Genomic DNA, 12,155 nt, shown 5'->3' with positions numbered 1-12,155 from the left:
GCGCTCCATTTTGGCTTCTTTCAACTCTTTTTCTAAACGACGTATCTTTTGATCTTCTTCGCTCACTCCGGGTTTATCCATGATAATATGTCCTCCGTTATAGCGCCGATCGTTCCGCCACTTACTCAATAAACTTGGATCCATGTCCAGTTCCTCCGCGGCAGCTTTTACTGAGCCTTTTACTGTTGACAGCTCTATTGCCATCCTTTTAAATTGTTCGTCGAACACTCGATTTCCCATAGTACAACAAATTTAATTATTCATCTTTAAATCTGTCTCTACTCAAATGTACTAACTCCAAGCTGTTGATGACCACATTTTGAGAAACACTTATATTCCAATCCATTTCCAATATTATTTGTATCTTCGTAAGGATAATACGGCGATTATGGAAAAGCTGCTTTTAAAAATCAATAACCCGGAAACTTACCAACATTTGCTATGGCTACTGAAACGCTTTGACAAAGGTGAGGTAGAGATTATAGAAAGTACGGATATTTTCGAACGAAACAAATCCGTACTTCACCAAGAACTCAAACGCATCGATTCCGACGAATCAATGATGATGGATATAGAAGAATTTGATCAAGAACTGGAAAAGATCATTTCTTCCTATGAGGATTAAACTATCTGAAGGATTTCGTTACATCTTGCAATCACAGGTAGCTTATATTGCAAGGGACAAACCGCAAGCTGCCAGAAAATTCAAGAATCGTTTGCTGAAAGAAATTAAGGACATCAGCAAAATGCCTTTTGCCCATAGAAGATCCATATATTTTGATTCAGACTCTATTAGGGATTTGATTTTTATGGGCTATGTCATCACTTTTCGCATCAACGGACAAAAAGATGTTATCGAAGTTTTTGGCCTCACGAAATGGCAGGAAGACCTGAATGCCTAAACCTATTTAGTTGCCAGTTGCGAGCCATCAGCATCCGCTTCGTCATCCCGAGCGAAGTCGAGGGATCTCATCCCGCCAAAGCGGGAATATAGAGCATTAAGCTGATTGGAAGAATTTTGAAAGCAATGTGCAACTAACTCATACCTAATGCAAACGGCATATCAGGTGTTCACAACCACAATTTGAAAGTAAGCAAAAGAGCCTCTTTCTATTCCATCTTCTGATCATTATCCTTATTCCCTTTAAAGAGATTCCCTATTTTTTTGGCGCCACCTATGGCCCCCTCAGCTATTTCCTTTATTTCGGCCTGCCGTTGCGGAGTAAGGCCTACGCTCGGCTTCACTCCCTCAAAAAGGCTTTTCCACAGAAACTTGAAGAATGAGTCGTAAATAGGCTTTGTATAGCTGACCTGTCCGACATGCAGCCTTCCCCGATCATCGGGATTGCTGGCATTGATGGCTATGCCATTGGCAAAGGCCGATACTACTCCCCATTTTTTCATCTTCCCATTTTTGTCATTCATCCTATACACATTGGCCCATAGGTCGCTGTAGCGTAGTTCTACTTTTCCTCTTGCTGCCTGCTCATTGGCCTTTATCTCAAACTGCATCTTGTCAATCTGTCCCCTCCGAAGTCCCACCATGGCAAGAGGCTTCACCAATGGATTTAGTGCATCTGCCTCCATAGTGCCTAATGTACCTTGGTAAGCGAAGGCTCCCCAAGGGTCTTGTAGATCAAACTGAAAGGTCAAGTCCAGTGCGCCCTTGTTCATAAATCGGGTATGCAGTTCGACATCCATTGTCCCATCTTGAGCCAATGCTGATGAATCGTTCGTTAAGTTGTAAAAGGTGCCATGGGTAGCTGCAAAAACAAGCCTCCCCGTTTCCCGATTCTTGCCGTTTACCTCTAGGTATTCAACAAAGGCATCGCCGATCTCCAACGTGTCCAACTTCAGGCCCCATTTCATCTGCTGCAACTTCTGATGCGGGAAATCATGGATATGCTTCTTTTTGGGGCCTTTGGGAAAAGTACCATCCTTAAATACTTCTACCCTAGCTTGAGCTAAGCGAACTTTCTTGGAAAAAAAACTTTGGTCTACAAACAACCTTTCTAAATCTATCCCATAGGCCGCGATTGAGTCGAAAGCCAAGGAAATGCGATCCTTGGCAAAACCTACCCGTTGGTTGAATTCCCTTTTGCCATAGCGGGGTTCTAATTCCAAATGCCCTAAGAGCAAGCGCCTATTACTGGTAGAAAATGACAGGTCTTGCAAGCGAATCTGATAGAGGCTATCCTTAGTAGGCATAAGGTATTCGTCCAGCGATAGTACCAGTGATTTCATGTAATAAAATCGGGAGGAATCATCGCGGGAAGTAGAATCGATCATTAAATCGTTAATGACCAAACTGCCATTTTTCAGATTGATGTGCTGAATAGAAGTCCTTTGGCTATCCACATAGCTAAAATCGATTCCATTGAACGCCACTTTTTCTATATGTACGCCCTTGGTCAGGTGAGCTATCTTACCGTACAAATCCGTGTTTATAGCTCCATCTATCCCTTGTTGATTATAGGCATGGCTATGATGAGCCAAGTATACCTTAGGTCGTTCAAACGAAATCAAATCGAGGTGAAGTCTATCGTCTACAAACAAACTGGTTAGATCAATTCCTTTGATATTCAATACCTCGAGGTATAAGGTATAAACGTTGTCGGGAGCCTTTTGCCGTTTTTCCAATTGCCTATAGACCTGGCTATCTGGCACGAGTTTAAGCTTACTGATACGGGCTTTGCCCATCATTAGGCTAACGTCGAGTTTATCGTAGCTCACGCGGTAAAGGCCATCGCTGGCGTGTGCCACTACATCGTGCAAATGCTTGTCCAATGCCGGGTAAACATAGCGTTGAGCATACCATTTTGTGCCCAATAGAAAAACGAGGACTAAGGAAAGCCCCCATAGAGCCCATTTCTGCCAAGGCTTCATCTCCTTCTTACATTAAAGTTCTTTAAAAAAAGAATATATTTCCCTTTAATTATGCCTTATAAACTAAAGACATCATCAACTGCAAAATAAAAACCGATCAAATCTAACTATTTCACCAATTTCATGTGGAAATACTTGCACTTTACGGCAGAAATAAGTTGTATTTTTTGCTAATACGACAACCAATTGACACTACAGTCATTTTATAACTAATTGGGCACCTGCCTAACCTGTGTCTAAGGTATCCTAGACATCTATCTTACAATGGAAAATACTGGGTTATATTCCTAGTTCCCTAAAATGAGGCTATTGGCCAGATCGAGTTCTTCCCTACCAATGGTATGCGGCCTGCCGGGATAAACTTTCAATGTTATCTTAGCGCCCAAGTCCCTTAGCACATCGACACTCTCTTCTACACGAGACAAGGGCACGTGCGGGTCGGGGTTACCCGTAGAAATCAGGATAGGACAACCGGCAAAATCGCCTTGGTATCTTTCCTTAACAAGCTCCTTACCAATGAGCCCACCGGTAAAGGCCATGACGCCGCCATAGGGTTTTGCATGCCTAGCCACATACTCCAATGAAAGGCAGGCCCCCTGGGAAAAACCAAGAAAATAAATATGCTTAGTGTCTATACTATTGGCCACTATATCACCTACCAATTCATCAATGAGCGCTAGGGCAGAGTCAAGCGCGGGTTGGTTCTGTTCCTCTGGCGCCATAAAACTATAAGGATACCAACTGCTGTTACTTGCTTGTGGCACATAGAGGGCAAAGTCATCCAAATGAAGGTAGCGGCCCAGGCCAATAATGTCCTGGGCACTAGCTCCCCTACCATGTATCATCACCAATGCTTTCTTAGCTTCCTGCGGATTGCTTCCCGCTGTAAAAATTTGCTTCTTGTGCGAATACATTAAAAAATAAAAAGTAAAAAAACGTACTAACCCAATGTGGGCAACACATTTACCAACTGTTCTCTATAAGGTTCATACTGTGCAGGCAGCTTTAAGCCTGTTCCCAAGTCAGCAACAGATTCATCTATGGCAAAGCCTGGGTTGTCCGTTGCGATCTCGAACAGTACGCCACCTGGTTCACGAAAATAGAGCGAGTAGAAATAGTTGCGATCTATTTTTTCCGTGATTTGCAAACCTGCCTCCAACACTTTCTGGCGATAATCCATCAAGATTTTGTCATCACTTACCCTAAAGGCGACGTGGTGCACAGAGCCTCCACCCACAAAACCTATTGCTTCGCCCGGAGCCTCTACCAAGTCTACAATAGCGGCCTCGTTGACCGCATCCGTAACGAAACGATAGCGGTTGACATGCCGCTCCAACAAACGATAGCCAAATATTTCGGTCAATACCTTGGCTGTAGCGTCTATCTTGTTGGTGGTAATGGTCACGTTATGAAAACCTCTGATAGCATGTTCTGTTCCCACCTCGGGTGTGGCCCAAGGCAAACGACTATCTCCGTTCTTGGGTACTACGAGTTCAAACTTCAGCCCATCAGGATCCAAGAAAGTCAAATAGGGCTCTCCAAATTTTTCCGCTATTTTATTATAGATGACGTTGTTCTTCTCCAGGCGCTGTAACCAGAAGTCCAAGCTCCCTTCTGGTACGGTATAACCGATCTCCGTCACTTGCTTTGTCCCCCGCCTTCCTGTGGAAACCCTGTTGCCCCATGGGAAAAAGGTGAGTATCGTACCTGGAGTACCTACCTCATCACCATAATAAAAATGGTAGGTTTCGGGATCATCGAAATTGACCGTTTTCTTGACCAAACGCTGGCCCAAAACGCGGGTATAGAAATCGTGATTCTTTTTGGCATCACCAGCAATGGCCGTGATGTGGTGTATTCCTTTAATGTTGTTGTCCATGACTGAACCTTTCCTTTTGTTTAATGATACAAAAGTAAGGTCATTGGAAATTCAAAACATTGAACTAGGACAAGAAAAGACCAGCAAAAGCGCTATATCTTTTATTTTTTATCCACCGAATATTTCCCTGGGCCAATAAATAAGAGCCCCAAAAACACCAAGCCCAGTTCAATAGGCTGTGATGCGGCCATCAGTCCCTGTGGAAGGTGTACCAAAGTAGCCACAAACATTGTGAATGCCATGAGCAACATAGCTGGTCTAAACAATAGACCGACAATCATAAGAAAACCGCCAAATGTTTCCGATATAGCGGCGATGAGCCCCCAGCCTTTATGAAAAAAATAAATGCCAAAATTGCTCATAGCTCCCCCTACCTTTTCCCACATCTCAGGTCCACCAATGAGCTTGGGCAATCCGTGCATGATGAACATAATACCAATACCTATACGTAGCACCAGAAGGCCTGTATGCTTGTAATTCCCCAATTGTGATAAAGCTGCCATAATTCTAGATTATAATTTGTGAGCAATAAGTTCCAAGTGTATGCCGAGCCTACATTTTCAGCAGGCCCTTCAAAAACTTAAAACGACCTTTTCCTTCCCTACATTCAAAGATACGTTTTCTCCCAATATCAAACTATAGTTGTTATCAATATGTCCCGCTGGAAAATCAAAAACGACAGGATAATCATATGCTCTCACCACTTCCATCACGATTTCTGTAACGGAAAACCCAAAAGGAATTTTATTGTCTTTCATTGATGTGAAGCCGCCCACTATCAATCCGTTTAACTTAGCCAACCTTCCGGCTCTTTTCAATGTCCAGAACATCCTATCTATGGAATAATAATATTCGCCCACATCTTCCACAAACAATATTTTGCCGTCGTAATCCATGTCAGACACAGAGCCCAGCACATTGATCAGCAAAGCTAAATTGCCCCCTATGAACGTTCCTTCTGCATCACCCTGTCTATTTAATTTTTGTGCCTCAATAGTATAGGAAATTCGTTCGCCAAAAAGCGCCCTTTTTAAGCTTTGCAGCGACTCTTTGGTGGCATCGGGAATAGTCAGGGGCATCTGTCCATGTATTGTCTGTACGCCACACACCTGATGGATATGACTGTGGAGCACGGTGATATCGCTGAACCCAACGATCCATTTTGGCTGCTCCTTAAATCGCGAAAAATCGAGCATGTCGATCATCCTTACGGTGCCATATCCGCCACGGGCAGCAAAGATCGCTTTGATACTATCATCATCCAGCATAGCTTGAAAATCGCGGGCTCGCTCCACATCTGTAGCCGCAAACTGATGAAAACTTGTGCCCACGGTCTTTCCCAATTCCACATCCAGCCCCCATGAGCGCAAAAGTTTCACGGCTTCATCCAGACGGTGGTCTATTCGTCCTGCAGGACATACAATGCCTACCTTGTCCCCTAATTGAAGAAACGGCGGTTTTTTCATTCTAGTAATTTATCTATGGCAATGACGCTTGCATGAGCTACGTATTTGCCTCGTTTTACAATCAATGGCTCATGCAGATTGCATCTCTGTTAAAAAAGCATTTATTAAACCCGCAAATTGACGTATCTTTGCCTATTAAACAAATCTTTCTGAAGAAATTGTATTTTTGCATCCTCTTCAGACATATTAGCATAAACAAAAACGCCCTCGGTCAGCGATAAATGTGGCCATTCGATAAATTTGGAAACAACAGACTATAAACGCTTTACTATCACCGCTGCACTTCCATATGCCAATGGCCCTTTGCATATTGGGCATTTGGCCGGTGCCTACATTCCTGCGGACATCTTTGTTCGTTATCTACGTCTCAAGCAAAAAGACGTGGCTTTCGTTTGTGGCTCGGACGAGCATGGTGCTGCCATTACCATTAAGGCTAAGAAAGAAGGTATCAGCCCACAGCAGATCATAGATAAATATCACACACAAATAAAGGAAAGCTTTGAAGAGTTCGGCATTTCCTTCGATATATATCACCGCACATCTGCCAAGATTCACCATGAATTGTCTCAAGAATTCTTCCTCAACCTATACCGTAAAGGCGAGTTTATAGAGAAGTATTCCGAACAATACTACGATGAGGAATATCATCAATTCTTGGCAGACCGCTACATTACTGGCACCTGTCCTAACTGTCACAGTGAGGGAGCTTTTGGCGACCAATGCGAAAAGTGTGGCACTTCCTTAAGCCCTACGGACCTCATAAATCCCATTTCTACACTCAGCGGCAAGCCGCCCGTTCTCAAGGAGACGAAGCATTGGTATCTTCCACTTGACAAATACCAGCCCTGGCTGGAACAATGGCTTTTAGAAGGAAAAAAAGACATCTTAAAGCCAAACGTGTATGGACAATGTAGCTCTTGGCTCAAGGCGGGGCTTCAACCAAGATCCATGACGCGTGACCTAGACTGGGGAGTAGATGTACCATTGGAGGAAGCCGAAGGCAAGAAGCTCTATGTTTGGCTCGATGCGCCCATTGGTTACATCTCGGCCACCAAGCAATGGGCTCAGGATACGGGCAACGACTGGGAGAAGTACTGGAAAAAGCAAGCAAACGATGCGGATGACTCCTGCCTCATTCATTTTATCGGAAAGGACAACATCGTTTTTCATTGCATCATTTTCCCTGCCATACTACATGCCCATGGAGGGTACATCCTGCCACAGAACATACCCGCAAATGAGTTTCTGAACCTGGAAGGCGACAAGCTTTCTACTTCCAGGAACCATGCCGTATGGTTGCACGAATACCTGGGTGATTTCCCTGGTAAGCAAGATGAATTGCGCTACGTGCTCACTTCCATATTGCCCGAAACATCGGACAGTGAATTTACATGGAAGGATTTCCAAGCAAGGGTGAACAATGAGCTGGTGGCCATATTTGGCAATTTCATCAATCGGGTACTGGTGCTTTCTCATAAGTATTTTGACGGCAAGGTAATGCCGGCCACTTCGTTGACAGACAAAGACCGGTTAGTGCTTTCTGAACTACAACGCTACCCACAGGCCATCAGCAGTTCTATAGAACACTATCGCTTTCGGGAAGCTCTGAGCCAATTCATGAACGTGGCGCGACTAGGCAATAAATACCTAGCAGATGAAGAACCTTGGAAGCTCATCAAAACAGATGAAGAAAGGGTAAAGACGGTACTTAACATCAGTCTTCAGATAGCAGCAAATTTGACGCTATTGGCACAACCTTTCCTGCCCCATACGGCTTTAAAGTTGGCTGAAATGCTCGGCTTCTACGAAAAAGACTGGGCCCTGGCCGGACAAGAGGCTTTGCTGCCTGTAGGACATCAGCTCAACAATGCGCAGCTGCTCTTTGAGAAGATCACGGACGAGCAGATAGAATCCCAACTCCAGAAGTTGCAGGCTGCCAAGGCGAGCAATAGCTTAGCTTCCCAAAAAAAGGCGGTAACGCCTGCAAAGGAAAACATCAGCTTTGACCAGTTCAGTGCAATGGATATCCGCACAGGTAAAATTCTTACCGCCGAAAAGGTAGCCAAGACCAAAAAGCTGATCAAGATGACCATCGATACGGGAATTGACCAAAGGACCATCGTATCGGGCATTGCAGAATTTTTCAATCCTGAAGAAATTGTGGGCAAGCAGGTTTCAGTATTGGTCAATCTGGAGCCGAGGGAAATAAAGGGCATCTTATCGCAAGGCATGATATTGATGGCTGAAGACAGCGAAGGTAGGCTTCAGTTCGTAAGACCAGCAGAAGAAATGGCCGCTGGAAGTACAATAAGATAACGCGGCGACTTAATAAGGGCGCCTGGTGCGCCCTACTTTTTTTCTATATACATATCGACAATCACTTTCCACAGATTGTCTTCTTGCTTTTCCCAAATGCGCAGATAATCGCAATGCTTTACCATTGTTCCACTGGAGATGGTAGCTTCGCCCGTGCTGAATGCCAGCTCGCCACTATAAGAGCGGTCAATGGTAGTGCCAGGTTCGGATGTAATGGCCAATTTCTCCCGAGTGAGAAAGCCTTGCGCAGCAGACTCTCCAATGACAGGTTCAAAGCTGGGAACGTACATCCGGGTTTCTTCTGTATAGAATTCCTTAAAGGCAGTCGGATTATCCGCTTTCAATATAGTAGCAAATAGCTGATCCGTACTGGCTATGATATCTATACGCTGCTTGAGCCTTGCCTTGGAACGCAGCCTTACATAGTGTTCTCCCTGGGGGTTTTCCAATACCTTGCTAGCCTTGAAGACTGGTTTTCCATGTTCACTTATCGCTCTAAAAGCCAACTTCCACTCTCCTTTTGGATTACGTTTCCACAATGAGAGGTATTCGCCATACTGCTTATGCCTACCTACACTCTGCCATGAAATGGGTCCCGTTGTAAAGCCCCACTCATCGCTCATCGCCACCTTGGCAAAAGTAGGTTGCCAAGTCATCACGTCAGGCAAGCTGGGCTTCTTGCCAAGGTATTCTTCCGTACTGACCGGGCTTGGTGTGTACCAAATCGTATTTTTGTCCGAAGCCCATCTCAGTGCCGTAAGCAGGCTTTTATCCTTGGCCATTGACGCCGTATTGTATTCGGCCGTCACCAGGCTTCCTATCTGTCCCACGGAGCCCTGAGCAAATACCCCCCTTTCGATTTGCAGAACGAAAATCAAAGCTGCCAATATGGCTGTGATAAAATACTTATTCATGCGTGATTAATCTCAACTTTTGGTCCAGATAGTTCCAGACTTGCTATCCTTGAGCTGTATACCTATTTGTTGCAAACCATTACGGATGCTATCAGATGTTACATAATCTTTTTCGGCTTTTGCCTTGTCCCGAAGTGCAACGACAACTTCCATCAATTTATTGAAATCCTGCGTATCTTCCCCTTCATCCTCCAATCCCAATATATCGTACACAAACTGTTCCACCAATGTGCTGAGCTGCTCAAGATGGGCTTCGTCTATTTTGGTTTTGCCATCATAGATGCTATTAATGATACGGACGGCTTCAAACAGCTCCGCTATTAATACGGGACTGTTAAAATCGTCGTCCATGGCCGCGTAGCACTTGGATGCCAATGTGTCCACATCTACCTCATTTATATCGCTGACGCCCAATTTGGGCAATAATGAAAGTGCGTTCATCAAGCGCCTGAACCCTTTCTCAGCTGCTTCAAGTGCCTCATTGGAAAAATCTAAGGTACTGCGATAATGTGCCTGCAACATGAAAAAGCGAACCGCCATGGGCGAGTACCCTTTATTCAGCAAGGGATGATTGCCAGTGAATAGCTCCACAGGTAGAAAGCCATTGCCTGCCGATTTGGACATCCTAGCTCCATTTACCGTAAGCATATTGGTATGCATCCAGTATTTGGCTGGCGCCGTGTGATGGCAAGCCTCTGACTGGGCTATCTCATTGGTATGATGCGTAGCTGCTAGGTCCATGCCCCCGCCATGAATGTCAAACTCTGCGCCCAAGTATTTAGAGCTCATGGCAGAGCACTCGATATGCCAGCCCGGAAAGCCCAGGCCCCAAGGCGAGGGCCACTTCATCAAGGTCTCCTTTTTGGCCCGTATCCAAAGTGCAAAATCCAAGCGCCCTTTCTTTTCATCTTGCCCGCTCAACTCGCGCGTATTGTTCAGCATGTCTTCCAGCTGCCTATTGGTCAATACCGTATAATCATACTGTTTACTGTATTTCTCTACGTCAAAATATACCGTTCCATTTACCTCATAGGCATAGCCATTGGCAATAATCTGCTTCACCATTTCAATCTGCTCTGAAATATGCCCGGTAGCCGTAGGCTCTATACTGGGCGGAAGCGTATTGAACATGCGCAACACATCATGAAAACCTACCGTATATTTCTGAACGATTTCCATCGGCTCCAATTGTTCCAGTTTGGCCTTTTTTGCAAACTTGTCATCTCCCTCGTCCCTATCGCCTTCCAAATGACCTGCATCAGTAATATTACGCACATAACGCACCTTGAATCCCAAGTGCCTCAAATAGCGAAATATGAGATCGAAAGACACAAAAGTGCGGCAATTGCCCAAATGAACATCACTATATACCGTAGGCCCACAAACATACATCCCTACAAAAGGTGCGTTTAGAGGAACAAAAGCTTCCTTTTTTCTACTCAGGGTATTATATATGACCAAGTTGTTTCTCATTTGAACATTTACCTTTGATGATTTCACGCTGCGAATTTAATAATAAAATCGAGTATAGAATGCCCTTACAAGTCATTGCAAGCTCACATCGCACCACAGGGGATAGTGGTCGGACACTTTTTTCTTAATGATGTGATACCGCTCAATGGAAAATTCTGGACTACAAAAAAGATAATCTATCTGAAAGTTGGGGAAGTCACCATTATAGGTCACGGCCCATCCACGTCCTTTTTCGCGAAACACGTTGTTCATGTTTTCGCCTACCTTATGGACAGCATAGGAGAGTGGCGTATCATTGAAATCGCCCACTACCATATAGGCCATCTTACATTTGTCTAGTTCGGCCCGCAAATGATCGGCCTGAAGACTGCGCTGCACATAAGCCTGTTTCAGCCGATACCCAATGCGCTTAGTGCCCGCTATATCGCCATCTAAAGGGTGTGCGGCCGTTTTCTTGATAAAGTCGTAGTCTTCCGTCTGAAAGCCTATAGATTGTAGGTGCACATTGTACACCCTAAATGTTCTTCGGCCCACATGCACATCGGCATAGATAACTTTGTTCATTTTGTGGGCCTCCTTGAAGGAATCCAATACGCCTGCTTTCTTAATCGGGTACTTGGAGAGCACCATCAGCCCATAAGACTCATAATCGTTTTTAATGAGAGGAAAAAAATAGCTGTGTGCCATGCCCAATTCCTTGGTTATACTTCCCCTTATGTTGTACTTCCCTTTATGCCTGGTATAAAACTCTTGGATGCAGACGATATCTGGAGAAGCGCCCCTTATCAAAGCGAGCATCTCATCCTTGGCATCTACCAAACTGTTTTTTTCGTAATGGCGAAAAGAATGGACATTGAAGGTCATTACCCGTATTTGCAAACTATCTGGAGCCGAAAGCGCTTCTTGCGGTATGGCTTTTCCAAAGCCCATATTCTTGCGGAAGCTGCCATAGCCCCCGATTACAACCACCAAAGAGAGTAAGAAAAACCACGATCTGCGCATCGCCCAGAAAGCAATAAAGCAAACATTAAAAGCTAGCAAAAAAGGATAGGCAATACCAAAAAAAGCCAATGGCCAAAAACTTCTCGGATTGACATAGGGAGCGAGGAAACTCAGAAACAAAGCTATAACAGTAAAGATATTTACAACCAACAACAGCTTGGACATAAAGCCCATTCTCCCTTTTTTATTTCTACGCTTTGCCGCTTTAGCCATACACCA

The 12,155-nt window shown here is 44.6% G+C and carries 12 protein-coding genes; 3 read left to right on the top strand and 9 right to left on the bottom strand.

The annotated features are described in order from the left end of the window. On the bottom strand, positions 1 to 240 hold a 240-nt coding region (locus A37S_RS0119560), incomplete at its 3' end, for a transposase (protein ID WP_036603364.1). A 148-nt stretch (positions 241 to 388) separates the two neighbouring features. On the opposite strand from A37S_RS0119560, the gene A37S_RS0119555 reads away from it, so the two are divergent. Together A37S_RS0119555 and A37S_RS0119550 are read left to right on the top strand one after the other, a co-directional pair. Beyond that, a complete protein-coding gene (locus A37S_RS0119555) occupies positions 389 to 625 on the top strand; it encodes a hypothetical protein (protein WP_028298447.1) in 237 nt (78 codons plus the stop codon). Continuing rightward, a complete protein-coding gene (locus A37S_RS0119550) occupies positions 615 to 902 on the top strand; it encodes a type II toxin-antitoxin system RelE/ParE family toxin (protein WP_036603361.1) in 288 nt (95 codons plus the stop codon). Before A37S_RS0119555 ends, A37S_RS0119550 begins: the two co-directional genes overlap by 11 nt. 208 nt (positions 903 to 1,110) lie before the next feature. Here A37S_RS0119550 and A37S_RS0119545 read toward each other — a convergent pair whose 3' ends face one another. The 5 genes from A37S_RS0119545 to A37S_RS0119525 all read right to left on the bottom strand — a co-directional run bounded on the left by A37S_RS0119545 (position 1,111) and on the right by A37S_RS0119525 (position 6,231). After that, entirely contained in the window at positions 1,111 to 2,886 is a 1,776-nt protein-coding gene (locus tag A37S_RS0119545) for a hypothetical protein (protein WP_028298445.1), read from the bottom strand. A 287-nt stretch (positions 2,887 to 3,173) separates the two neighbouring features. After that, positions 3,174 to 3,800: an alpha/beta hydrolase gene (locus A37S_RS0119540; protein WP_028298444.1), complete on the bottom strand. Its 627-nt coding sequence runs from the start codon at positions 3,798 to 3,800 to the stop codon at positions 3,174 to 3,176. A 26-nt stretch (positions 3,801 to 3,826) separates the two neighbouring features. Then, positions 3,827 to 4,765, bottom strand: coding sequence for a ring-cleaving dioxygenase (locus A37S_RS0119535; RefSeq protein ID WP_028298443.1), 939 nt, complete (start codon positions 4,763 to 4,765; stop codon positions 3,827 to 3,829). Positions 4,766 to 4,866: 101 nt separating this feature from the next. Further along, entirely contained in the window at positions 4,867 to 5,268 is a 402-nt protein-coding gene (locus tag A37S_RS0119530; RefSeq protein ID WP_028298442.1) for a DoxX family protein, read from the bottom strand. A 69-nt stretch (positions 5,269 to 5,337) separates the two neighbouring features. Continuing rightward, entirely contained in the window at positions 5,338 to 6,231 is an 894-nt protein-coding gene (locus tag A37S_RS0119525; RefSeq protein ID WP_028298441.1) for a S66 peptidase family protein, read from the bottom strand. Between the two features lie 240 nt (positions 6,232 to 6,471). Between A37S_RS0119525 and metG the strand changes: the two genes are divergently transcribed. Next, positions 6,472 to 8,547 (top strand): methionine--tRNA ligase, encoded by a 2,076-nt coding sequence (metG, locus tag A37S_RS0119515; RefSeq protein WP_028298439.1) that lies wholly within the window; start codon positions 6,472 to 6,474, stop codon positions 8,545 to 8,547. Between the two features lie 32 nt (positions 8,548 to 8,579). Here the strand turns inward: metG and A37S_RS0119510 are convergent, their stop codons facing one another. From A37S_RS0119510 to A37S_RS0119500, 3 genes are all read right to left on the bottom strand, one after another. After that, positions 8,580 to 9,461: a Cif family virulence factor gene (locus A37S_RS0119510; RefSeq protein ID WP_028298438.1), complete on the bottom strand. Its 882-nt coding sequence runs from the start codon at positions 9,459 to 9,461 to the stop codon at positions 8,580 to 8,582. A 12-nt stretch (positions 9,462 to 9,473) separates the two neighbouring features. Next, entirely contained in the window at positions 9,474 to 10,934 is a 1,461-nt protein-coding gene (cysS, locus tag A37S_RS0119505) for a cysteine--tRNA ligase (RefSeq protein ID WP_028298437.1), read from the bottom strand. A 72-nt stretch (positions 10,935 to 11,006) separates the two neighbouring features. Then, the gene (locus A37S_RS0119500) at positions 11,007 to 12,149 is read right to left on the bottom strand and encodes an endonuclease/exonuclease/phosphatase family protein (protein WP_051293330.1); all 1,143 of its coding nucleotides are present in this window, start codon (positions 12,147 to 12,149) and stop codon (positions 11,007 to 11,009) included. Positions 12,150 to 12,155 lie beyond the last annotated feature (6 nt).

The organism is Olivibacter sitiensis DSM 17696 (genome assembly GCF_000427965.1).
GTDB classification, from domain to species: domain Bacteria; phylum Bacteroidota; class Bacteroidia; order Sphingobacteriales; family Sphingobacteriaceae; genus Olivibacter; species Olivibacter sitiensis.
Note: the sequence above shows the minus strand (reverse complement) of the source record. Positions and strands in the feature narration are given on the sequence as shown.

Excerpts from the sequence above, each read along its gene's own strand:
- A37S_RS0119530 (WP_028298442.1), bottom strand. The coding sequence starts at position 5,268 with ATGGCAGCTTTATCACAATTGGGGAATTACAAGCATACAGGCCTTCTG.
- A37S_RS0119525 (WP_028298441.1), bottom strand. The coding sequence starts at position 6,231 with ATGAAAAAACCGCCGTTTCTTCAATTAGGGGACAAGGTAGGCATTGTA.
- A37S_RS0119500 (WP_051293330.1), bottom strand. The coding sequence starts at position 12,149 with ATGGCTAAAGCGGCAAAGCGTAGAAATAAAAAAGGGAGAATGGGCTTT.
- A37S_RS0119555 (WP_028298447.1), top strand. The coding sequence starts at position 389 with ATGGAAAAGCTGCTTTTAAAAATCAATAACCCGGAAACTTACCAACAT.
- A37S_RS0119535 (WP_028298443.1), bottom strand. The coding sequence starts at position 4,765 with ATGGACAACAACATTAAAGGAATACACCACATCACGGCCATTGCTGGT.
- A37S_RS0119510 (WP_028298438.1), bottom strand. The coding sequence starts at position 9,461 with ATGAATAAGTATTTTATCACAGCCATATTGGCAGCTTTGATTTTCGTT.
- A37S_RS0119545 (WP_028298445.1), bottom strand. The coding sequence starts at position 2,886 with ATGAAGCCTTGGCAGAAATGGGCTCTATGGGGGCTTTCCTTAGTCCTC.
- A37S_RS0119540 (WP_028298444.1), bottom strand. The coding sequence starts at position 3,800 with ATGTATTCGCACAAGAAGCAAATTTTTACAGCGGGAAGCAATCCGCAG.
- cysS (WP_028298437.1), bottom strand. The coding sequence starts at position 10,934 with ATGAGAAACAACTTGGTCATATATAATACCCTGAGTAGAAAAAAGGAA.
- A37S_RS0119550 (WP_036603361.1), top strand. The coding sequence starts at position 615 with ATGAGGATTAAACTATCTGAAGGATTTCGTTACATCTTGCAATCACAG.